A 23,753-nucleotide genomic window follows, 5' to 3' on the forward strand; every position below is an offset into this window, starting at 1 on the left:
CATGAGCTATAAGGACGAATTTATCCAATTTATGATCGGTGCCGGAGTCCTGACTTTTGGCCAATTTATTACCAAGAGCGGGAGGGAGACCCCTTATTTTATCAATACCGGCAATTATCGAACCGGAAGTCAGATTTCGGCACTTGGAGGGTTTTACAGTGATTGTGTGATAGAAAATATGAAAAAGGGAACGATCAAGGAAGATATAACGGCACTGTTTGGCCCGGCCTATAAAGGAATTCCCATAGCGGTGGCTGCTTCCATCGCTTTCGCCGGTAAATACGGCAAGGAGATCAATTACTGCTTCAACCGAAAAGAAAAGAAAGACCATGGCGAGGGCGGCGTAATGGTAGGCTATCCGCTGAAGACCGGAGATTCGGTTCTGATTATGGAAGATGTCATTACGGCAGGAACTGCGGTGAGAGAATGTCTGCCGATTTTAAAAGCAGCCGGTGAAATTTCCGTAGAGGGTCTCGTAATCTCGGTTGACAGAATGGAAAAGGGAACAGGGGAGAAAACAGCGGTTCAGGAAATCTATGAAGAATTCGGGATCAAGACCTATTCCATCGTTACCGTTACCGATATCATCCAATACCTGGATCAACATCAGGAAATGAAAATCGAGGATAGCATCCGAAAAAGAATGGACCGGTATTTTAAAGCCTACTGCGTAAATAATCGATAGATTAAAAGCATAACGAATCTCTTTTTGGAAAAAATAGTTTTAAATAGGAATAACAAAGGGAGATTCATTATGCACGAAAATAATCAATTCAATGAATATATAGCGTTTTTTCGAAAGAATCTGGGTGTCGGCGAAAGCTTTGATGTGGGTGAAAGAAAGCTCATTATCGGCGGGAAGGAAAGCTGCATTTACTATATTGAAGGATTTATTATCAGCGATATCCTGCAGGAAATTATCTCAGATTTTTTCTCGGTGGCTAAAAAAGATATGGATCAAACCGTTACGGCAATGGATTTTATCAAATCTCATTTGCCCTATGCTCAGGTTACATTAGAGAGCAATACGGATAAGATGGTAAAGGCGGTACTGTCCGGCCTCATCATCTTGCTGGTAGACGGTTATTCGGAAGCAATGATAATCGATCTTAGGACCTATCCGGTCCGTGGGATAGAAGAACCGGAGAAAGAAAAATCTTTAAGAGGGCCAAAGGACGGTTTTGTGGAAACTTTGATGTTCAACACCAAAATGATCCGCAGAAGAATCAGAGATACCAGGCTGGTTTTCGAAATGCACACCATTGGGTCGGCATCCAAAACCGATGTTTGCGTCACCTTTATGAAGGGAATTGCTGATGAAAAAGTGTTGGAAAAAATCAGGGATAAAATGAAGGGAATCAGGGTGGACACTCTTACGGTTGGAGATCAGAGCCTTGTAGAAGCCATTGCAAAGTCACAATGGTTAAATCCGTTTCCAAAGGTGAGATACACACAAAGGCCTGACGTTGTAGCCGCTCACTTGACTGAAGGCAAAGTAGCGATTTTGGTCGACAACAGCCCCACGGTTATTTTGATTCCAACCAGTATTTTTGATTTCCTTCAGGATACGGATGATTATTATTTCCCGATCCTCACGGGAAATTATTTCCGTATGCTGAGAATCATGAATATGCTTGCTGTCATTTTTTTAACACCCGCCTATCTGCTGATTGCGGAGGAACATATTCCTGTACCGGACAGACTGGATTTTTTTATCCCGGATGAAGGATATGCGATACCTTTATTTGCACAGTTTATTCTGCTGGAATTTGCTATTGATGCCTTGAAGCTGGCTTCCCTGAATACCCCTAGTTCTTTGGGCATGTCCCTTTCTGTTATTGGCGCTTTGATTTTAGGTCAATTCTCTATAGATTCCGGCTGGTTTATTCCTCAGACCATTCTCTGCATGGCGGTGTTGGCTCTTGCGAGCTTTACGCAGCCAAGCATTGAGCTTGGCTACGCAATAAAATTCATGCGAATTTTAATTCTGGTTGGCGTTGCCGTAGCCGGTGTCTATGGTGCGGTTGCCGGGATCATCATCAATATTATCGCTCTGGTGAAAACAAAGAATATAATAGGTGTATGTTATTTATATCCCCTTTATCCTTTTGACTGGAAGATACTGAAACGGCTTGTTTTCAGAACTAGAAAGGATGCAAAAGATTAGCCGGTGACAGAACCGGTAGAACGATAATAGAATTTAACAAATTTTATGTTATAGAAATCGCAAGAAATAATATCCTGGGTTTCTACATCCAACAGCAGGATATAGTTGATGCCGACGCCAATGAGCCGCCCGGTTCGCATGACCCGATTGCTGGTGCCTATCAGAAATTCAACTTCTACGTATTTTCCGATTTGCGTTCTCAGGAAGCCATTCATATATTGCAAGCTTTCATAATCGAGTTTCTGTCTCAGTTCAGGTGGAAGGAGAGGATTGCTGGGGACGCTGATACTGGGAGACTCAGATGTTGCAGGCAATGTAGAAGGAAGCTGAGGATAGAGCGGTACGGGAGTCCCAAGATTAGGGGAACCCGGCGCTGACGGCATCTGCAGCTCTAATTCCTGCATTTTCTGTACCCTGGATTTAATTAGGTTACAATCAAACATAAGTAAACGATCCTTTCTTTTTAAGTATTGGCATAATATTGAGTGGGGATATAGAAGCAATGATCCCCTACCCGGTTATGAATGACCCCTACGTTGGTAGGAAAATAAGGCGGGCAACTGGCGCTGTAGGGATTGAAGAAGAACAGGGAATGATCCACACCTTGAAGCTTGTTTCCTGCCATAGCCCAGTCAACGATGGCATAATGCTCATCAGTAGGGTTCATATTTGCCACGTTTTGTGGATTATAGACACCTCCTACAGAGGTTTGCATACATACAAATTGTCTCGTGTGTTCAATAATATTTCTAACATTTCCGCCCTGACTCACTCTCGAAAATTCACCAAAAGGAACCGTAGCCCTGTTCATAATCACCGTAGCCACAGCTCTCATTCCGTCTTCTCCTTCGCCGCCTGCCTCACATTGAATTAATCGTGCAAAAAGTTCTCGCGTATCAAATTGATCAAAAGCCATGTAAGTCACCTCGATAAAGTTTTACTTTAGTATATGCGGGGGCTCGAAAATGTGATAAAGAAGAGAGGAAAATAGGACATGAAATCTTATTCGGCGGATTGGTTATCGGGCGAATTGAACTTTATTTCAGGAACATCTTCCTCATCAGCCTGCATTTTTTCATATTTAAAAAACATTTTAAATGTCCGATCCAATGTTTCGTGCTTTATTGCGGTAGAATCAAACTTAAGCAGCTTAAAGGTGGTCTGAACACAAAATCCGATTAAAAACGCAGAGATTATTGTGCCGATACCAAGCATACCGCCAAGCCTCCATCCGACAAACACGGCTAAAAGCTCAATCATGCCGCGGCAGACACCGATCGGCAGTTTCGTCTTTCGTGTAAGTGCAATCATTAAGCTATCCCTCGGGCCTGCTCCAAAGGCAGAACCAATGTAAAAATAGGAGGCTAAGGCAATAATAAACAATCCTGCAACCAACATGATGATTCCCCACACAAAATGATTTGCAACCGGTATGATGTCTAATCTAAGAATCAGATCCAAAAACATTCCGATAAGCACCATATTCAAAACAGTACCGAGACCAAGTTTCTCGCCCAGCAATAGTACGATGATTCCAATAACGACTCCTGTAATAATGGAAGCGTTTCCGATGCTTATTCCTGCTGTTTTTGCAAATCCAACATGGAAAACTTCCCACGGAGCGTAGCCTATATGGGCATTCAGTGTAAATACGATTCCAAGTGCATATAGGAAAAGCCCCCAGATTAATCGCAGCAGACGGATATAAAATTGTTTCATAATAATAAAAGCCCCTTTCTATATTGTATGACTTAAAATAATGTGTTATAGTAATTGTATGACAATCAATTTGCAAGCGAGTCTTGCAACCAAAATAGTCAAAATGCTGATTAATCCTTATTATAACTGCATTTACGGCAGAGTCAATAGAACATTGTTTGTCATACAATATAAAGGGGAGTGGAAATTCATGTGGAACCCTAAAATTATCGATACGGATAAAGTACTATATATCGCAATTGCTGATGCAATTGAAAGAGATATTCGCCTTGGAATTCTGAAACAAAATGAAAAAATGCCTCCTCAGCGGTCACTTGCGAAAACAATTGGCGTAAACCTGACTACCATTACAAGAGCATATAAAGAAGCCGAAAAGCGAGGACTGATCACAGGTACTATCGGAAGAGGCACTTATGTTTCCGATGATAAAAAAGATAGAATCTTACCGGAAATTCTCGGGAGTGAAGATGAAATCATAGAACTTGGCCTGGTCGGTTCTATAAAAATTGAAGGTTATGACTTGTCGAAGCAGTTGAAAGCTGTTGCGAAAGGCCATGTTCTGGACTCACTTCTTGACTATGTTCCAAGCCAGGGAATCCGCAGACACAGAGAGGTTGCTGCGGGCTGGATAAAGCAATACGGGCTGAATGCGGATTGTGAGCATATTGTAATATGTGCGGGGGCCATGCATGCTATCAACTGCTGCCTTCTCGGACTTTTTGATCCGGGAGACAGGATCGCGGTGGATATGTTAACCTTCACCGGGTTTAAAAATGCAGCTCAGTTGAATCGTATGAAGCTTGAACCCATCGTGATGGATTCTGAGGGCATGGTTCCCGAGCATCTTGAAGAACAGTGTAAAAAGCATCAAATAAAAGGGATTTATCTGATGCCGAATCTGCAAAATCCAACAGCAACTGAAATGTCAAAGAAAAGAAAACGAGAAATTGCGGATATCATCCTAAAATACGGCCTCATATTGATCGAGGATGATATTTATAATTTTATGAACGTGACAAATAAAACGGCGCTAAGTACCCTGGTCCCTGATAACGGTGTTTATATCTGCAGTATTTCAAAATCACTGTTTCCCGGACTCAGAATTGCATTTGCTTCGGTTCCCCAACGATTTCTGTACAAATTTAATCAGGCGGTCACCAATACTGTATGGATGGCTCCCACGATAAGCTCTGAGCTGGTTACACAATTCATTGAAAGCGGTACTGCCGCGGAAATGATAAATCAAAAAAAGCTGGTCATTGAGAACCGGATTCAGCTTGCCAAAACTGTATTGAGAGACTATTCCTTTCAGGCCATTGAAGGAAGTCCTTTTCTATGGCTTAACCTTCCTGAAGGATGGAATTGTGCGGAATTTGAAAACACAGCGCTAATGAATCATGTCAGAGTTATTTCTGCTTATAAGTTTTACGTTGGAACCCAATTACCGCCAAATGCAGTAAGAGTTTCACTGGGCTCCGTAGAAAATGATGAACAAATGCAAAAGGGGCTTCATATTTTATTGCGCATTCTGAAGCAATATCCGATCCTTGCATCCTCATTTTTAATCTAATTTTAATCTTTATTTAAGAAGCCTTGAAAGTTTTTCCATTATCATATCGTTATAGTAAGCAGAAATCACATAAATGAACGGCAGATTTGTGATTTCTCGCATAAGCTCGCCGCTATTCTGCTGGAAAACAGGCGAGCCGGGAAAGGAGGTATAATGATATGGTAACCAATGATCAGGTGGAAAAGCTCTGCGATTATGCCAGAATCTCTTATGAGGATGCGAAATCGGCTTTAAATAAAACAGAAGGTGATGTAATTGAAGCTCTTATCGATCTGGAACAGCTTGGGAAGGTGGCTCCGATGAGAGGGAGATCTCCTCAGGGGTCCTCGGCGCTCCTTTATTCCGCTCTATTTATGTTATAAAATGCACTAATCTGATTATTTATATTACATGTGAAAGGGCTGCCCAAAATAGAAAGAAGATATACATTTGGAATGACCATGGTTTGCAGGGTATTTTGAGGAATTTCTATCTTTTCAAATTTTGTAACCAAGGCTTTTAGCGAGCATGAAATGCGAAGAAAAGCACTGTTTGAGCGAAGCGAGTTTGCTTTTCTGTCTAAAAGTCGGGAACAAAATTTATAAAAAGATAAATTTCGAAAACGAACCCTGCAAATTATGACCATCCAAATATATCTCAGATCTATTTTGGGCAGCCCTTCTGTGTATCTATCAAATTGGAGGATCTAAATGAAAGTATTTCATTTCATCTTATTCTTTATTGTTATGATTCATACCTTTTGATGAATTCTCTTTTTTTCCCATCAGCATCATCATAGGCACCATAAGCACCATCATAATCGGACAAATGAAAGGAATGATCCCTAGCAGAAAACCTTTATAACCAAGAAGCGGTAATAAAAGGATCAGCAGGATAGGGATTCCGCAGCATAATGCCATCATTTTCAAATGCGATTTATGGCAGCTGTGTTTCTGGTTGTCAGTTTGGATATGTTCCTGATTCGTGTTTACGATATCATTATGATTTTCATTTTTTTTGCAGCAATTCATACCATCATCTCCTTATCAGTATTGCTATGCTTTATTTATAACAGATCGATATGGAGATTTTATGGAGCTGTGGTATATTTTAAATTTGATTTTAATAAGAGCTGCAATGTAATTTTTAAGAGAGCCGCAAACGGAGTTGCCTATGGTTAAACCATCTTATATTATGGTATAATAAAGTATCAAAAAATAAGAAGTTATCTGTTATTGCAGAGAGTAAATCAGTATTTCATACTGATAGGAAAAAAGGGATAAACATGGGTTTTACACATCTTCACGTACATACGGAATATAGTTTGCTGGATGGTGCTTCGAGGATCAAGGATTTGATTGCGAGAACCAAGGAGCTCGGCATGGACTCGGTGGCTATTACGGATCACGGAGCCATGTTTGGTGTCATAGATTTTTATAAGGAAGCCAAAAAACAAGGAATCAAGCCTATTATCGGCTGTGAGGTTTATACCGCTGCCAGAACCATGAGGGACAAGGACGCAGAGAAGGATAAGCATCAGGGCCACCTTGTTTTACTTGCTGAAAATCAGCAGGGATATAATAATTTAATGAAGATCGTCTCTGCTGGGTATACGGAAGGATTCTATTATAAGCCGAGAATCGACCATCATGTTCTGAGGCAATATAAGGGTGGGATTATTGCTTTGAGTGCCTGTCTTGCCGGAGATATACAAAAAAAATTGCTGAATAATGATTACGAAGGGGCAAAAAAGGAAGCGCTGGAGCTTTTGGATATTTTTGGCGAGGGTAATTTCTTTCTGGAACTGCAGGACCAGGGGCTGGAAGAGGAACTGAAGATACTGCCATTAATGAAACAGCTTCATGAAGAAACAAAGATTCCCTTTGTTGCCACCAATGACGTTCATTATGTGAGACAGGAGGACGCTGTTCCCCATGATGTACTTTTGTGCATTCAGACTGCCAGAACCGTTGAAGATGAAAACCGAATGCGCTTTCCCAATGATCAGTTTTATTTAAAATCTGAAGAGGAAATGGAGCATTTGTTTGCGGATATCCCTGAAGCTTTGGAGAATACGGTAAAGATTGCCCAAAGGTGCAATGTGGATTTCCGGTTTGGGGAAATTCATCTGCCGGAATTTCATGCTCCCGACGGTCAGGACAACCGACATTATCTGAGGTCGCTTTGCTATGAAGGCCTGAGAGATCGTTATGGTGAGATCTCGGAAGATTTGGGCGAGCGGTTGGAATATGAGCTTGGTACCATTGAAAATATGGGCTATGTGGAGTATTTTCTCATCGTCTGGGATTTTATCAATTTTGCAAAACAAAACGGGATAATGGTCGGACCTGGCAGAGGCTCCGCCGCCGGAAGCATCGTGGCTTACGCACTAAAAATTACGGACATCGATCCTATCAAATACGGACTTATCTTTGAACGCTTTTTAAATCCTGAACGAATCAGTATGCCGGATATCGATATCGACTTCTGCTATGAAAGAAGGCAGGAGGTAATCAATTATGTAATCGAAAAATACGGGGAAGATAAGGTTGCCCAGATCATTACCTTCGGAACCATGAAGGCTAAGGCAGCAGTAAGGGATGTAGGGCGTGCCATCAATATGAGCTACAGCGACGTGGATGTAATCGCCAAAGCAATTCCTTTTGATTTGAAAATGACCATCGATAAAGCTTTGGATTGGAATTCGGAGCTGCGGGAATCCTATGAATCGGACAAACGGGTAAAGGAGCTTCTGGATACGGCTCGGGCTCTGGAAGGGATGCCGAGACATGCTTCCACCCACGCTGCCGGGGTGGTGATTTCCAAAAAAAGTCTGAATGAATATGTCCCTTTGTATTTAGCCGATAAAGGAGTCAGTACCCAGTTCCCTATGGGAACTATAGAAGAACTGGGGCTGTTGAAAATGGATTTCCTGGGATTGCGGAATCTTACGGTAATAAGAGATGCCCTGGAGCTCATAGAACAAAATCATGGGGTCAAACTTGATCTGTCCAGGATGGAGTATAATGACAAAGCTACCTACGAGCTCATCAGCAGCGGAAATACCCAGGGGGTATTTCAGCTTGAAAGCTCAGGAATGACTCAATTTATGAAAAACCTGAAGCCGGACTGCCTAGAAGATATTATTGCGGGAAATGCTCTCTACCGGCCGGGACCCATGGCTTCCATCCCTACATACATAGAAAACAAAAAGAATCCCCATCGCGTTCAGTATCTGCATCCCAGCCTGGAGCCGATTTTGTCTGTTACCTATGGCTGCCTTGTATATCAGGAGCAGGTTATGCAGATCGTTCGTGACCTGGCGGGATATACCTATGGGCGGAGTGATTTGGTGAGACGAGCCATGGGAAAGAAGAAAATGGATATTATGTTGAAGGAACAGGAATACTTCATTTACGGGAAAGAGGATGAAGAGGGAAATCTGGAGATCAGGGGCTGTATCCGAAATGGGATACCGGAGGAGGCAGCCAGAGAAATCTATAACCAGATGATCAGCTTTGCAGAGTACGCCTTCAATAAATCCCATGCCGCAGCCTATGCTGTTTTGACCTATCAGACTGCTTATCTGAAAACCTATTATCCCGTAGAATTTATGGCGGCACTGATGACCAGCGTTATTGGCGATTCAGCTCAAATCGCCAAATATATTAGAAACTGCATGGAAATGAAAATTCAGGTTCTACCGCCGGATATCAATGAAAGCCATGTAAAATTTACCGTGAAGGACGGAAAAATCCGATTCGGTCTGCTTGGCGTGAAAAATGTGGGCGAGGGTGTGATTCAGGCCATTATCAAGATGAGAGAGGAAAAGGGCGTACCGCAGGATATTTTCCAGTTCGTGAATCAGGTGGATATCCATGAGATCAATAAGAAGGCCATCGAAAGTCTGATTAAAGCAGGAGCCTTCGACTGTCTCAATGACAACAGAGCGAAGCATTTGGCCGTGTATGAGAGTATCATCGAATCCGCACAGAATAATGTCAGAAAAAATCTGGAGGGACAGATTTCCCTTTTCCAGATGAACTCCGATGCCATGCAGAGTTCTTCCATTGAGGGCAATCTTCCGGATGTGGAGAATTTTTCAAAAGATTTGCTTATGGCCATGGAAAAAGAAATGCTGGGAGTCTATATTACAGGACATCCTTTGTCAGATTATGCGGAGAAAATTGAAAAGCTGGTAACCCTAACTTCAGATGACTTGCTTCATGTTGAGATCCATGACGAGATTCAGGATGGAATGCCTGTTACTATGGCAGGCATGATTAGTTCCAAAAAGACATTAATCACAAAAAGTAATAAAATGATGGCCTTTCTGCAGGTGGAGGATCTTTACGGAAGTGTGGAGGTTCTCGTATTTCCCAATGTTTATGAACGCTCTCTTGCTCTTATGAAGAATGATACGGTCATCGTTGTCAAGGGTACCTTAAGCTTTAAGGAAGAAGAAACACCGAAGGTACTGGCAGATAAAATTTTTCATATCAATGATATTGCTGGGAAAACTATAGCTAATGTTCTAAATCTGACGATACCGGCGGAAATGGAGGAAGCAGCAGCTTTTGCGGGTATCCGTTCCATTCTCACGGAGCATAAAGGTGATACACCGGTTGTGATAACGGTGGCTGCAACAAAAAGGAAATATAAAACAAATTCCGACCTATGGGTAAGTATTGGTGAAATTTTGATAAAGAAACTGGCAGATTTCATTGGCAAAGAGAACATTAGATGATATAATAAATCGAACATATTCAAATAAAACCCAAAAAAATAAGCTGAAATACGGTAGGAGGTAGTTATCGTGAAAAGAATTGCAGTTTTAACAAGCGGCGGAGATGCTCCGGGAATGAATGCGGCCATCCGCGCTGTTGTCAGAGGAGCGCTCTATCATAAGATCCAAGTCTACGGAATAGAAAGAGGTTACGAAGGATTAATCAACGGAGAAATCAAAGAAATGAATGTTTCTTCCGTTTCCGATATTCTTCAGCGTGGAGGCACCATGCTGAAAACTGCCAGAAGTAAACGTTTTATGACTCCCGAAGGCTTTCAGAGAGCCATGGACATGCTTGAAAATTTTGAAATTGAAGGGCTTGTTGTCATCGGCGGAGACGGCTCCTTCCGCGGCGGATTGGAACTGACCAAAGCAGGGATAACCGTTATGGGGCTTCCGGGTACCATCGACAATGACCTTGCTTACACCGATTTTACCATTGGATTTGATACTGCTGTAAACACGGTGCTATCCGCTATCGGCAATATCAGAGACACGTCTTCCGCACACGAAAGAAGCACGGTAATCGAAGTGATGGGCAGACATTGCGGAGATATTGCATTGTATGCCGGATTGACTGGTGGCGCTGAAAGCATTCTGATTCCTGAAGAACCGGTGGATATCAATGCCATCTGCAGAAAACTCATTCAGGGAAGAAACCGAGGAAAGCTTCATAATATCATCATTCGTGCCGAAGGGGTGGAAATCAGTTCTCAGGAACTGGCACAGGTCATTACTGACAGGACCGGCATGGAAACGAAAGTTGTGGTTTTAGGATATATTCAACGAGGTGGCTCCCCTACTGCCGGTGACAGGATTTTAGCCAGCAGAATGGGTTACAAAGCCATTGAATTACTGATGGAAGACAGTACAAGCAAGGCCATCGGGGTATGCGGATCAGAGATCATTTCCTATGATCTGGAAACCGCCCTTAATATGACCGGCAAGCATAATAAATCACTGATGGAGCTGGCTGATATGCTGTCAATTTAATCTAGGGAGGTAAGAATGAAAAAAACAAAAATTATCTGTACAATAGGCCCTTCCAGTGAGGACAAAGAGGTTCTGAAGAATATGATGCTTGCAGGGATGAACGCGGCAAGGATGAACTTTTCCCATGGTTCTCATGAAGAGCATAAGAAAAAAATAGATTTGGTAAAGGAACTACGAAAGGAACTGGGAATTCATATTTCCATTATTCTTGATACCAAAGGCCCGGAAATCAGAACGGGAACCTTTGCCGAGAAAGTGGTCAAGCTGGTGGAAGGCCAGAAATTTACCATTACGACGGAGGAGGTGCTGGGCACCAATGAAATCTGCTCCGTTTCCTATAAAAATCTGATAAACGACGTGAAGCCCGGTGATAAATTACTGATCGATGACGGATTGGTGGGTTTGACGGTAGACCAGGTTGAAGGAAATAATATCCGCTGTACCGTTGAAAACGGCGGTGAAATAAAGGATCATAAGAGTGTGAACCTGCCGGGAGTGCAAGTGAAGCTGCCCCCGGTTACAGAGCAGGATAAATCGGACATCGCTTTTGGAATAGAGCAGGAAGTAGATTATATTGCTGCTTCCTTTGTCAGAAAATCGTCCGATGTGGATGAAATCAGACAGTTCCTCAATGAAAACGGCGGAAAAGATATCAAGATCATCGCGAAAATAGAGAATAAAGAAGGCATAGACAACATCAGAGATATTATCGCTGTTTCCGATGCCATCATGGTTGCCAGAGGAGACCTCGGGGTAGAAATACCGCCGGAGCAGGTACCGCTTATTCAGAAGAGAATTATCAAATTATGCAATCTGGAAGGCAAGCCGGTTATCACCGCTACACAGATGCTGGATTCCATGATCAGAAATCCAAGACCGACAAGAGCTGAAGTGGCGGATGTAGCCAACGCCATTTTTGACGGTACAGATGTCATCATGCTGTCCGGTGAAACCGCATCGGGGAAATATCCCCTTGAAACAGTGAAGCAAATGGTTCAGATCGCATTGACTACAGAGAATTCCCTGAACTATGAGATGCTTTTGAAAGAAAAGGGGCAGGTGAGAAATACCAGTATAACCAATGCCATCGGTCATGCCACCTGTAATAGTGCCTGCGGCCTGAAAGCCACAGCCATTTTAACGCCGACGGAATCCGGATATACGGCTTTTTGCGTATCAAAATTCAGACCGAAAGCACCTATTTTTGCCTTTGCCGCTTCTGAAAAAGTAGCAAGACATCTCACTTTGGCCTGGGGCGTTACGCCGCTTCTTGCTGTGGAAGCCTATACTGAGAAAGAGGTTTTTAATCATGCTGTCAATACTGCTTTGTCAGAAGGCTATATCAACAAAGGAGATCTTATCGTCATAACCACAGGTGTACCGGTTGGTATAGGCGGAAACACGAACATGCTCAGAATACACATCGTTGGTAATGAAATTTAAAAGCAGCTGATAGAAATCAACCCGGTAAAAAACTGGTAAGCAGCTGATAGAAATCAACCCCGGTAAAAACTGGTAAGCAGCTGATAGAAATCAACCAACCGATAACCAAACTGGTGACCAATATATCTCGTAATTAAATAGAAATTAATAGAAAAGAGAAAATAGAATGAAAAGAAAAAAGGATAGTGAGAGCTATCCTTTTATACTATGTGTTATGATTGTTTTACGAAGGAATCACCACCAGAGAAGCTTGGCCGGCAATTTTGCCTTTTAGTCGGCTTACCAAATTGCTGCTGTTTTCTCCTTCTCCGGATTCTCCTAATATTACATGTGTAATTTTATTCTTTTTCACTAAATCAGTCAGGGTATCCAGTACGTCATTGGAGCGGACCACCGTTAGATTTGCCCCGTATTCAAGGGCTTTTTCGTAGAGATATTCCAACGCCTCGCCCTCTTTGGAGTTCCCGAGAAAATTGAACTGATAGTGTGCAACGTGAATAATAAAAAGCTCACCTTTTTCATCCCCTAGAAATTCGTGACCATATTTGATTAATCTGTCGCAGGTTTTTTGCTGAGTCACGCAGACCATTACATTTTTCATTCCCATACCTCATTTGAACTATATAGATATACTAAATCATAGCTCTATTATACACTAGTCAACAGCAATTTGCTAGTGTAAAATGAGGTGGGAGGATGTATGGGAATGGATCGAACGATACTGCATTGTGATATGAATGGCTTCTATGCTTCGGTGGAATTGCTGTCTCTTCCGGGGCTAAAAGGGCGGCCTGTGGCTGTTTGCGGCAATCCGGATAACAGGCATGGCATTATTCTGGCAAAAAATGAAGAAGCAAAAGCCTGTGGTATTCAAACGGCTGAAACGGTTTGGCAGGCAAAAAAGAAGTGCCCCAATCTGGTGTTGGTACGTCCCCATCATGATCGTTATCATCTTTATTCTAAAAAGATCAATGAAATCTATGGAAGATTTACGGATATGGTAGAGCCTTTCAGTATTGATGAATCCTGGCTGGATGTTACCGGCAGCCAAAAGCTCTTTGGCTCAGGAAGAGTGATTGCGGATAGAATCAGGGAAACGGTAAAGAAAGAGCTGGGACTGACGTTGTCCGTAGGGGTGTCTTTTAATAAAGTCTTTGCCAAGATGGGCAGTGAGTACAAAAAGCCCGACGCAACAACGGAGATCACAAGGGAAAACTATAAAGAGCTTATCTGGACTCAACCGGTAGGGGAGCTTTTTTTTGTCGGCGGTGCCACTGCGGAAAAACTGATAAAATCAGGGATCAAAACCATAGGCGAATTGGCACAAGCTAATCGTGTTCTTCTTACTTCCATGCTGGGCAAGCAGGGAGCGGTGATTCATGATTATGCTAATGGAATTGACGACAGCCCTGTTTCTCTTGCCTGTGAAAGGCAGAAGATAAAATCCGTCGGGAATGGCATGACCTTTAAACGGGATCTGGCCGGTACGGAGGATATCAAGACGGCTATTCTGGCATTGGCAGATACAGTGGCCGGAAGGTTAAGAAGATACGAAATGAAATGCCAGGGAGTCAAGGTGGACATTAAGGATCCGCTTTTTAAAACTATTTCCAGACAAAAACAATTGGAGCTTTCTACAAATCTGGCAGAAGAAATAGGAAATGCGGCCATGGAGCTCATTCGAAAATCATGGAATCTGAAGGATCCCATCAGGATGCTGACCGTAACCGGAATTGGTCTGACGGATGAGCAGGAGTCCCAGCAGCTCAGTTTATTCTCAATCAATGAGGAAAACCGGGAAAAATCAGAGAAAATGGAAAGGACTCTCGACCACATCCGGGCAAAATACGGCGATCACGCCATCACCTTTGCAAGAATATTAAAGAATGATATTGGAATAGATCTTTGTGAACAGAGAGAAGAAGAGGGATTGGAAGAATGATTTTTCGCAATGAATTTTAATGCACGGCGGCAATCCGCTTCTCTACCGGTTGACGGTGCGTCTATATCATACTATAATTAAGTATTCGACAATCAAACACATATCGTGCCATTTTTCAACAGGAGGTTTTGCATGAGATTACTAAAAATTATTGCAGGCGCAATCTTGATTCTGACAGGAGTCTTTTGTTTTGCCAACCAGGGAGCAACCTTTCTCACAATAGCCTTTATATTGGGCTGTGCTATGTTGATTTCCGGCATCAGCGGTATATTGGCCTATCTGTTTATCCGTAAAAACAGAGAGCTCTCCAACATGGTTTTTACAGAAGGTGTTATGACCTTCCTGCTGGGTTCTCTGGTGCTGTCCAACCAACTGATTACGGAAGCTGTAGTTCCGGTCTTCTTTGGATTGTGGGCAATATTCTCCGGAGTTTTGAGAATTTCGGAAGCCTTCGGATTACATAATAAAAGAAAACGGGCCTGGCAATGGACCTTGGGATTGGGCGCTATTTCCATTCTTGCAGGGATTTACGCTTTCCTAAATTCTGTTATCGCATCGCTTTCGGTAATCCTGATCATCGGGTTCATCTTTATCATACAGGGAGCCAATGTATTAATTGCCGGGATACATCTGCCGGCGAATAAAAAAAGTAAGTAGAGCTACTTACTTTTTTTATTTTTCTATTTTGCATTCACTTTTCTGTAGTCCTTTGGAGTAATCCCTTTCATTTTTTTAAATACCTTTGAAAAATAACTCTGATCATCAAAACCCGACTGCATCGATACGTCGATGAGATTGATGCCGGTATTGGCAAGAAGCTCACAGCTCTTATTGATTCTTGTTTGATTCAAATAGTCCGTAAAGGTCATTCCCATTTCCTGCTTGAACAGCACGGATAAATAGGATGGGTTTGTATGTAAATAATCTGCTACGGTTTTTAAAGAAATTCTGTTTTTATAATTCTCATTGATATTTTGAATAGCCTGCTTGATAATCTGAGATTTTCCGGAATAGCTGCTGGAAGCAATGACCTGGCTTATATTTTCAATGAGATTGGAGGCGAGGATCGACAGCTCTTGAAAGCTTACGGCCTGATTCAGCATATTCATATCATAAAAATAGGATTCCGTTTGTTCCTGAGACAGGCTGCTTTTTTCAGCTGCAATTCTTGACAATATGGTACATATCCCAAGCACTTTCGTTTTGATAGAGGTAACATCTCCGACTTCTATCAGTGATAGCTCTCCCAGCAGCTTTTTTAACAAGCTGAGGCTCTTATTGGTATCCCCGTCTTTTACACTTTCGATCAACTGATTTTCCAGCTCATAAGGATAGGGCATGGTCTTGTTCTCTTTCTTGTATCTCTGCAGATTCTCCCCGATTCGTTTCTGCTCTTTATATTGGCTGTTGATGCTTGCATAATCCTCATTATGGGTTATGGAAGCTAAAACACAGCTTCCAAGCAGGGAAGCCAGGTGGGACACCTCCTTTGGCTTGAATATCTTCATACTTCTTAGAAAGAGAATGATTTTCGGATAGGAATCAAAATGAATGTTGTTCAGAGAAAAAACATTGGTAATGATACTTTCCTTCAGACCTCCCATAATAATAGGCCCTGCCATAAAACAACCTGCAACTTGCCCGTTCAGGATCAACGAGACCGCAATTTTCACCAGTCCTGCTTTGCAGACGAACACATAAGGTTCTCCCAACTGGGTTGCCAGTTTCGCTGAGGATGCGAGGTTTTTGGAACAAACACTCCGAGGGTCCTTGTAAACGTCAAAAAAATTACAGAACTTGCTTTGCCTATGGCATTCCCATTGGATTTCCCCATTGGTGTTAAAAAAAGTGACCGGAACGTCAGTAATGACAGAAAAGGACTGAATCGCCTCTTCGATTTTATGCAGAATTTCCGGGGAGGGAGATTTAAATGCAGGGGGCAGGGTAAAGTGATCCATCGTTTTTTCACTCCAAATTTAAACATAATTTACCTGATAATTGTTATAAAATATTACCATAAATCAGGGACGCCCACAATAAATAATTATAATTTTACAATAAAAACTACAAAAATAACAAAAACCTTTTCTATGATATCAGTGCTGATTCCGTTAAGATAGGGATAAGATGAAGCGCTGTTTTTTTTTATTTTGGTAAGGAGGTTTCTATGACGAAGGAAACATTATTTAAAGATGCTTTTGATTCCATTGTGGATTGTGATGAAGACAAAGCCATGGAGGTAATAAAAGCCGGAGAAGAGATGGGAATTGACCCGGTAGAGCTGCTGACCGAAGGGTTCAGCGCAGGGATCAAGCATTTGGGAGATCTCTTTGGCAGAGGAGAAGTGTTCCTGCCGGAACTGATTTTTTCCACAGAAGTAATGAAAGTTGTAACGGCTGAAATCGAGAGTAAAATGGATCATACCCAGGTAGAGAGCAAAGGGGTTATGGTTATCGGTACCGTCGCCGGTGATGTTCATGATATTGGAAAAGGAATCGTCGCTTCTCTGGTTAAAACCAATGGCATTGAGGTTCATGATCTGGGAAGAGAAGTTCCTGCGGAAGTATTCATAGAGAAAATTAAGGAGTACAATGCTGATTTCGTGGGAAGCAGTGCATTGCTTACCACCACCATGACGGAGCAGAAAAAGATCGAAGAGCTGTTGGAAAAAGAAGGACTTAAAGGGAAAGTAAAATCTTTGATTGGCGGTGCACCTGTTACAAAACGGTGGGCTGAGAAAATAGGCGCTGATGCTTACTGTGAAGACGCCAGTGATACGGTAAACTTCATTCTCAACTGGATTGGGGAAAAATAATAAAACTACTTTATAAAAGAAGCAAAAGATGTTACGGAAGTTATAAAAAAGTTAAAGCTTTTATGAAGTTATGACGGAATAAAAACAGAAAGGAGGAGAATGGTGAGTAAATTTAAATATGAAGATGACATTTACGGATATTGTATTTTAAGAAATGAAGATTTGGAAGCGCTTCACGAAGCCACACTGGATCTGATGGAAGATTACGGACTTCAGATCCACGGGGACGAAGCATTGGAAATCTACAGTGCCGCCGGATGTGATGTGGATCGCTCCATTGACAGGGTAAGGTTCCCGAGAAATCTGGTAAACGACAGCATCGAATCCTGTCCCGCTGAATTTACTTTATGCGGACGAGATCCCAAGAACGATACCCTGGTAGGTGGAAAGAACGTTGCTTTTAAAAATTTTGGAACCGGAGTATTGATGATCGACCCTTATAGCGGAGAGGTGAGGGATTCCACAAAAGAGGATCTGGGCAATGTGGCAAGATTTATTGACGCTATGGATACCGTTGACGTTTTCTCTATTGCTGTTGCAGCAGGTGATGTCAATCAAAAAGTCAAATCCCTTCATGAAGCCGAGGTGGTTTTCAATAATTTAACGAAAAACTTTGCTCATGATCTTGAAGGAATCAAGAATACCCAGCGGTTTATCGATATGGCTGCTGCTATTCAGGGAGGATATGACAAATTAAGAGAACGGCCGATCATCACCATGGGGGCTTGTCCCAACAGTCCGCTGGAAATCAACGAAAATGAAACGGATATCATCATGCTGTCTGCGAAATATGGTCTTCCGATTGATATCCTCTCCATGGGGCTTTGCGGAGGTACGACACCGGCTACGCTGGCAGGAACCCTGGTAACCACCAATGCAGAGATTTTAGGCGGAATTGTTTTATCTCAAATTCTTAACAAAGGAAACCCGATTCTTTACGGCAGTTCCACCACTATTATGGATATGAAGTCCGCTACCTCACCGGTGGGCGCGCCGGAACACGCCATGTGCGGAGCAGCGGTAGGCCAGATCGGACATTATTACGGAATCCCAACCAATGTGGGAGGAACTTAGGGGGACAGCAAGGTGCTCGATGAACAATTAGGGCACGAAAAGACAATGACTGCCATGCTACCGGCACTGACAGGAAGTAATATTATTTACGGAATGGGAATGCTGGAAATGGGTATGACCATGAGCTATGAACAGCTTTTGATTGATCAGGAAATCGTACGCATGATCAGAAGGATCCTGCAGGGAATTCCTGTCAATAAGGAAACCATCGCCTTGGATGTAATCCGGAAGGTAGGGCCTGCCGGAAATTATTTAGGCGAAAGACATACTCTGAAATACATGAGACAGGAATTGTCCACAACCAATCTCATTAACAGGAAAATGAGGGACAACTGGGAAAATGCCGGTGCAAAGGATATGGCAGAACGAGCGAGAGAGCAGGCCATAGAAATCCTTGAAAATTATAAGCCTATTCCGCTTCCCGAGGATGTAAAAAGAAAAATCAGAAGCATTGTGGAAGAAGGGGAACAGGAAGCCAGAGAGATGGGAGAGTAACGGGATCCCATCTGAATTCCAGAAGAAAGGATCGTATTATGGAAGCAAAAAAGTATTTTACCCGTATGGGCGATGGATCCATCGTTTATATGACGGAGGAAGAAATACGTGCTGATATTGAAAAGGGCGTACAGGATGCGGCGGACAGGGGAAAAATCCCTCCGCTGACCCAAGCGGAAATGGAGCATATCTATGATATCGTGACCATGCCCGGAGGCGTTGTTGGAGTCGAGCCATCCCTGGCCGTTGTAACATCCAACGACTCCGGCTCCGACAAATTCAGCACAAAATGCGGAATCCCCGTGGAAAGAAGCGTCAACGCCATGTTCCATGAAAGAGTTTTGGGAGCGGATTCCGTGGATATCGGTCTGGAGGATTACAATTATAAGACCGTAAAAGGAGTTGCCAAGCGTGAAGCAGCCGTGCTGAAAAATGCGCTGAACAAAACAACCATTCCACTGTTTTACGGAGCGATGCCCAATTTGGGATTTTACACAAAACCGGACGGTCCGGTGGATAACTGGGCGGTTTTATTGCCGGAAGGTAAAATCAAAGAAGCATTGGAAGCACAGGAAGAAGCTGTGGAGCATGCTGTGAGGGACATCGTCTATGTTGCTGAGCAAATGTATGATGTAGGAGCAGACGGTATCCAGCTGGATACCAGCGGTGCGGCCGGAGATGCAGATTTCCTGGTTTCTCTGAAAGCAACGGAAATCATCAGGGAGAAATTCCCGGATATGGGTGTTGAAATCGGTATGGCCGGTGAATTTGTACTGGGAATGCATGGCAGATTGAAATATAACGGCGTGAAGCTGGCAGGCCTTTACCCTCATCAGCAGGTTAAGCTTGTGGAAGAGGCCGGAGCATCCATCTTCGGTGCCGTCGTCAATACGAACTGCAATATGTCCTTCCCATGGAATATTGCAAGAGTATGTACCTTTATCAAAGCCTGCTCCGAAGCCGCTTCCATTCCGGTACATGCAAACGCAGGTATGGGAGTGTGCGCAATCCCTATGTGCGAGACGCTGCCGGCTGATATCGTTTCCAGAGCGGATAAGTGTCTCATAGAAATCTGTAAAATCGACGGATTGTAGATTGGCGTGGGAGATCCTCTCGGTGCCGAAGCTACACACGGTATTGCAGCCAGCATGGGCGGCGTACGTACAGCCGGAGACATGGTTCTGCGTATGCAGCTTTCTCACAAAATGAGAATCAATGAAGCAAAACAGTATGTAGCAGATAAATTAGGTCTTACATTGGAAGAACTATGTGATGTCGTGACCATGGCAGAAGTAAGAGAGGACAGAGGCTTTGGTCTTGGAAACTTCGAACCTTATGCGGAGTCTACCATAGGTATGGAGGCAAAGTTTAGGATCGCCGAAGCTTTAGATATCAAGATCAACTCTGTAGAAAGATTTAAAGAAAGAGCGGGGCTGAAATAACGTTGATAAAAGCAGTGCTTCATAGGTGTGGAGCACTGCTGATCATGCATATTTTTATTTTTGACTAATCTAAGGAACATTGATTTATTTCCACCTGGTTTGGCTAAAATTTTATTTTTATTAATTATTTTATAAGGAGGAAAACAATGGGTAAAAGAATTCCTATGTGGCAAATCTTATTGGTATTTGTCGTACTGATCGGTGGATTGATGTTCACAATTCTTAAGGTTGGAGGTTATGTTCATATTCCGCTTCTCGCTGGCGGTGCTTTCGCAGCAGTGATTGCTATTGCAAATGGTTTCAAATGGTCTTATTTGGAAAAAGGAATTATCAAGAATATCGGCAATGCCATGCAGGCATTATTGATTTTACTGACAGTAGGTATGCTGATCGGAAGCTGGATAGCGGGCGGCATTGTTCCGTCCATGATCTATTATGGACTGATGATTTTAAGCCCCGGAATCTTCCTGATTGCCACCTGCCTCATCTGTTGTATTGTTTCTCTGGCAACCGGAAGTTCCTGGACAACAGCGGGAACCGTTGGTATCGCCTTGATTGGTATTGGTTCCGGATTGGGCATTTCTCTGGGAATGACCGCAGGGGCCATCATATCAGGCGCTTACTTTGGTGACAAAATGTCTCCGCTTTCGGATACGACAAATTTGGCTCCGGCTATGGCCGGAACGGTATTGTTTGAACATATCAAGCATATGGTTTATACCGTTACCCCTTCTTTAATCATCGCGCTTATTCTGTTTGGCATTATGGGATTCAACCATTCGAAAAATAATGCGGATCTAAGCAGCGTTACGGAGCTTATGAACGGTCTTTCCGACAACTTCTACATATCTCCGGTTTTATTAATTCCGGCATTACTGATTATTCTTATGGTTGTATTTAAAGTGCCGGCATTACCGGGACTCTTTGCCGGTGTCATTCTGGGAATTTTATGCGCAGTCATTTTCCAGGGGGGCGATTGGGCTTCCTTGGCAGGGATTGGTCTGTACGAAGGATATGTTTCCGAATCAGGAATTGAATTTATAGACAGCCTCTTATCCAGAGGCGGATTATCCAGCATGTTCTATTCTGTTTCATTGGTAATATGCGCGATGGTGCTTGCCGGTGTTCTGGATGCAAGCGATATTCTGAAGATTGTTTGTGAACATCTTCTCAAGGTTGCGAAAAATACAGGTTCTCTTGTACTCGTCGTAATCATCACTTGTATCGGATGCAATATCCTGGCTGCCGATCAGTATATCGCCATCGTGTTGCCGGGCAGAATGTATAAAGAAGTTTTTGAGGACAGAAGATTAAAAAGAAAGAACCTATCCCGTATTTTAGAGGATTCAGGAACCATGACTTCTGCTTTAGTTCCCTGGTCTACCTGCGGCACCTTTATGTCTTCTACCCTTGGTGTGGCCACCGTTGCGTATCTTCCGTACTGTTTCCTCAATCTCATGAATCCGCTGGTTTCTCTTTTCTATGGCTTTACAGGAATCACAATGGAAAAGATGAGCGAGGAAGAATATCAGGCTATTTTAAGACAGAGAGAAGCTGACGCTGCGGCTGAGGCTAAGCTCATCGCATAATGGACAGCATAAAAGGCAAATCAATCTACCCTATATAGATCCTTAAAGCCGGGGAAGTGACATATTTGAATGTCACTTTCTTGGCTTTTTTTTAATGAGAACTATTTATTCACAAAGATTTCGTGTATAATAATGCTAATATTTAGAGGCTGCTGAACAAACCCCGAATGGATGCATTGGTTTGTTCAGGCCGGATCAAGTCCGGGCGAAAGCAGCCGAAAAGAAAGCTGGAGGCTGCTTTCCAGCCTCTCATTATCGGCGAATCGAACCAAAGGTGATATGGAAGGATATTGGAGAATATATGAAAAATAATACCTGTATTGGCGGCGGTAAATGCGAAGAATGCGGAAAATGCAATTTAAAAGATTCCACCGGGCGGAAAAAAAATCTGACTTATTTACCTGATGATTTTGTTCCGGATGCTGAACCCTTTGGTGAGGGTGTCCAACCATTGGGAATTGCATTTGATATCGGGACAACAACGGTTGTGGCAATGTTCTGGGATCTGAAAGAACGGACTCTCATCGATACCATTGCTAAGACAAACCCGCAGAGCACCTATGGTGCGGATGTTATTTCCAGGATTACTTACAGCAGTGAAAGCGAAGACCGCCGGCATCTCATGCAAGCGAAAATAATAAATTGTTTTAATGAGATGATCGAAGAGTTTCTTTCCATCCATAAATGGAAGGAGGATTCTTTTATCAGAGCAACTGTGGTAGGAAATACCACAATGAGTCACCTGTTTTTAGGAGTCGATGCCTCCTCGCTGGCAAGAGCTCCCTTTGAACCTGCTTTCTATGGGCCCGTGTTAAAACGTTCTTCCGAGTTGGGAATCCGGATGAATCCGGACGCTGAAATACATATTCTCCCTAATATTGCCGGTCATGTAGGCTCCGATATCCTTGGAGTGCTATTTGCATCGGGAATGAGGCGCCGGAAAGGTCTGACCCTTGCTATTGATGTGGGAACCAACGGAGAAATTGTACTGGCACTCAACGGCAGACTGATGGCATGCTCTACTGCTGCAGGACCCGCTTTTGAGGGAGCCTGTATTCATCAGGGCATGCGTGCGGCAAAAGGATCTATTGAACGTGTGAAAATTGAAAATGGTGAGGTAAAAATTCAAGTCATTGAAGGCGCTGCCCCCATCGGGATCTGCGGCTCCGGCTTGATCGACACCATTGCGCAAATGCTGGACGCAGGTATCTTGAATTATAAAGGAAATATCGTCACCAAGGAAGCTGCTGTGGCTTCCGGTATGGATGCCGATTTGGCAGAAAGGCTTCGAAAGGGTATCCATGGAAATGAATTTGTTTTGGTGTGGCAGGACTCGGGAAAGGATATTGTCATTACACAGAAAGATATTCGTGAGGTTCAGCTGGCGAAAGGAGCAATTTATGGCGGTATTGTCATTCTGATGCAATGTATGAATACAGACCCGTCACAGCTTGAAGAAATATTATTGGCAGGAGCCTTCGGAAGCTATATTGATAAAAAAAGTGCTTTACGCATTGGTATGTTACCTAATGTTAGAGAAGAGAAGATTACGTATATTGGAAATGCAGCGGGAGTAGGTGCCTGTATGGCACTATTGTCGGAGAATTTAAGAGAGCAGGCAGCTGAGCAGGCTCAGGAAGTAGAGCATGTGGAGCTTGCGCTTCATCCGAATTTTGAGAAGGAGTATCTGAATGCTATGTATTTCCCTCGGCAATACCCGGTATGACTAAGACTCTAAG

At 43.0% G+C, this 23,753-nt stretch carries 18 protein-coding genes and 2 pseudogenes; 14 read left to right on the top strand and 6 right to left on the bottom strand.

Annotated features, from left to right (window positions below; all coding sequences use genetic code 11):
• Position 1: 1 nt before the first annotated feature.
• Together pyrE and KCX82_RS13020 are read left to right on the top strand one after the other, a co-directional pair.
• Positions 2-685 (top strand): orotate phosphoribosyltransferase, encoded by a 684-nt coding sequence (gene pyrE, locus KCX82_RS13015; protein ID WP_227018913.1) that lies wholly within the window; start codon positions 2-4, stop codon positions 683-685.
• Positions 686-754: 69 nt separating this feature from the next.
• Complete coding sequence (locus KCX82_RS13020; protein WP_227018914.1) at positions 755-2,167, top strand: spore germination protein; 1,413 nt, start codon at positions 755-757, stop codon at positions 2,165-2,167.
• Here KCX82_RS13020 and KCX82_RS13025 read toward each other — a convergent pair.
• From KCX82_RS13025 to KCX82_RS13035, 3 genes are all read right to left on the bottom strand, one after another.
• Positions 2,164-2,610: a hypothetical protein gene (locus KCX82_RS13025; protein WP_227018915.1), complete on the bottom strand. Its 447-nt coding sequence runs from the start codon at positions 2,608-2,610 to the stop codon at positions 2,164-2,166. The two genes, KCX82_RS13020 and KCX82_RS13025, sit on opposite strands and share 4 nt — an antisense overlap.
• Positions 2,611-2,630: 20 nt before the next feature.
• Positions 2,631-3,083, bottom strand: coding sequence for a cell wall hydrolase (locus tag KCX82_RS13030; RefSeq protein ID WP_227018916.1), 453 nt, complete (start codon positions 3,081-3,083; stop codon positions 2,631-2,633).
• Between the two features lie 86 nt (positions 3,084-3,169).
• Positions 3,170-3,886 carry a YczE/YyaS/YitT family protein gene (locus KCX82_RS13035; RefSeq protein WP_227018917.1) on the bottom strand — a complete coding sequence of 239 codons (717 nt, stop codon included), beginning with the start codon at positions 3,884-3,886 and terminating at the stop codon, positions 3,170-3,172.
• 58 nt (positions 3,887-3,944) lie between these two features.
• Here KCX82_RS13035 and KCX82_RS13040 point away from each other — a divergent pair, with 58 nt between their 5' ends.
• Positions 3,945-5,456: an aminotransferase-like domain-containing protein gene (locus KCX82_RS13040; protein WP_227018918.1), complete on the top strand. Its 1,512-nt coding sequence runs from the start codon at positions 3,945-3,947 to the stop codon at positions 5,454-5,456.
• Positions 5,457-5,614: 158 nt separating this feature from the next.
• A complete protein-coding gene (locus tag KCX82_RS13045) occupies positions 5,615-5,818 on the top strand; it encodes a UBA domain-containing protein (RefSeq protein ID WP_227018919.1) in 204 nt (67 codons plus the stop codon).
• 348 nt (positions 5,819-6,166) lie between these two features.
• Here the strand turns inward: KCX82_RS13045 and KCX82_RS13050 are convergent, their stop codons facing one another.
• A complete protein-coding gene (locus tag KCX82_RS13050) occupies positions 6,167-6,466 on the bottom strand; it encodes a hypothetical protein (RefSeq protein WP_227018920.1) in 300 nt (99 codons plus the stop codon).
• A 254-nt stretch (positions 6,467-6,720) separates the two neighbouring features.
• Between KCX82_RS13050 and KCX82_RS13055 the strand changes: the two genes are divergently transcribed.
• From KCX82_RS13055 to pyk, 3 genes are all read left to right on the top strand, one after another.
• On the top strand, positions 6,721-10,182 hold the full coding sequence (locus KCX82_RS13055; protein WP_227018921.1) for a DNA polymerase III subunit alpha: 3,462 nt from the start codon (positions 6,721-6,723) through the stop codon (positions 10,180-10,182).
• 69 nt (positions 10,183-10,251) lie between these two features.
• Positions 10,252-11,214 (top strand): 6-phosphofructokinase, encoded by a 963-nt coding sequence (gene pfkA, locus KCX82_RS13060; protein WP_227018922.1) that lies wholly within the window; start codon positions 10,252-10,254, stop codon positions 11,212-11,214.
• 15 nt (positions 11,215-11,229) lie between these two features.
• Positions 11,230-12,657 (top strand): pyruvate kinase, encoded by a 1,428-nt coding sequence (gene pyk, locus KCX82_RS13065; RefSeq protein ID WP_227018923.1) that lies wholly within the window; start codon positions 11,230-11,232, stop codon positions 12,655-12,657.
• 223 nt (positions 12,658-12,880) lie between these two features.
• On the opposite strand, the gene KCX82_RS13070 is transcribed toward pyk, so the two are convergent.
• A complete protein-coding gene (locus KCX82_RS13070) occupies positions 12,881-13,258 on the bottom strand; it encodes an adenine nucleotide alpha hydrolase family protein (protein ID WP_227018924.1) in 378 nt (125 codons plus the stop codon).
• 105 nt (positions 13,259-13,363) lie between these two features.
• On the opposite strand from KCX82_RS13070, the gene dinB reads away from it, so the two are divergent.
• The gene (gene dinB / locus KCX82_RS13075) at positions 13,364-14,599 is read left to right on the top strand and encodes a DNA polymerase IV (RefSeq protein WP_227018925.1); all 1,236 of its coding nucleotides are present in this window, start codon (positions 13,364-13,366) and stop codon (positions 14,597-14,599) included.
• A 132-nt stretch (positions 14,600-14,731) separates the two neighbouring features.
• Positions 14,732-15,256: an HdeD family acid-resistance protein gene (locus tag KCX82_RS13080; protein WP_227018926.1), complete on the top strand. Its 525-nt coding sequence runs from the start codon at positions 14,732-14,734 to the stop codon at positions 15,254-15,256.
• 23 nt (positions 15,257-15,279) lie between these two features.
• Here KCX82_RS13080 and KCX82_RS13085 read toward each other — a convergent pair whose 3' ends face one another.
• Positions 15,280-16,557: a helix-turn-helix domain-containing protein gene (locus KCX82_RS13085; protein ID WP_227018927.1), complete on the bottom strand. Its 1,278-nt coding sequence runs from the start codon at positions 16,555-16,557 to the stop codon at positions 15,280-15,282.
• A 209-nt stretch (positions 16,558-16,766) separates the two neighbouring features.
• Here KCX82_RS13085 and KCX82_RS13090 point away from each other — a divergent pair, with 209 nt between their 5' ends.
• The 5 genes and pseudogenes from KCX82_RS13090 to KCX82_RS13110 all read left to right on the top strand — a co-directional run bounded on the left by KCX82_RS13090 (position 16,767) and on the right by KCX82_RS13110 (position 23,740).
• Positions 16,767-17,414, top strand: a complete 648-nt coding sequence (locus tag KCX82_RS13090) for a cobalamin B12-binding domain-containing protein (RefSeq protein WP_227018928.1) — start codon at positions 16,767-16,769, stop codon at positions 17,412-17,414.
• Positions 17,415-17,516: 102 nt separating this feature from the next.
• Positions 17,517-18,983: pseudogene (mttB, locus tag KCX82_RS13095) on the top strand ([trimethylamine--corrinoid protein] Co-methyltransferase).
• 38 nt (positions 18,984-19,021) lie between these two features.
• Positions 19,022-20,425 (top strand): annotated as a pseudogene (gene mtbB, locus KCX82_RS13100) ([dimethylamine--corrinoid protein] Co-methyltransferase).
• Between the two features lie 146 nt (positions 20,426-20,571).
• A complete protein-coding gene (gene nhaC / locus KCX82_RS13105) occupies positions 20,572-22,014 on the top strand; it encodes a Na+/H+ antiporter NhaC (protein WP_227018929.1) in 1,443 nt (480 codons plus the stop codon).
• 301 nt (positions 22,015-22,315) lie between these two features.
• A complete protein-coding gene (locus KCX82_RS13110; RefSeq protein ID WP_227018930.1) occupies positions 22,316-23,740 on the top strand; it encodes an ASKHA domain-containing protein in 1,425 nt (474 codons plus the stop codon).
• Positions 23,741-23,753 lie beyond the last annotated feature (13 nt).

Origin of the sequence: Sinanaerobacter chloroacetimidivorans (assembly GCF_018128545.1) — a bacterium.
Classification (GTDB): domain Bacteria; phylum Bacillota; class Clostridia; order Peptostreptococcales; family Anaerovoracaceae; genus Sinanaerobacter; species Sinanaerobacter chloroacetimidivorans.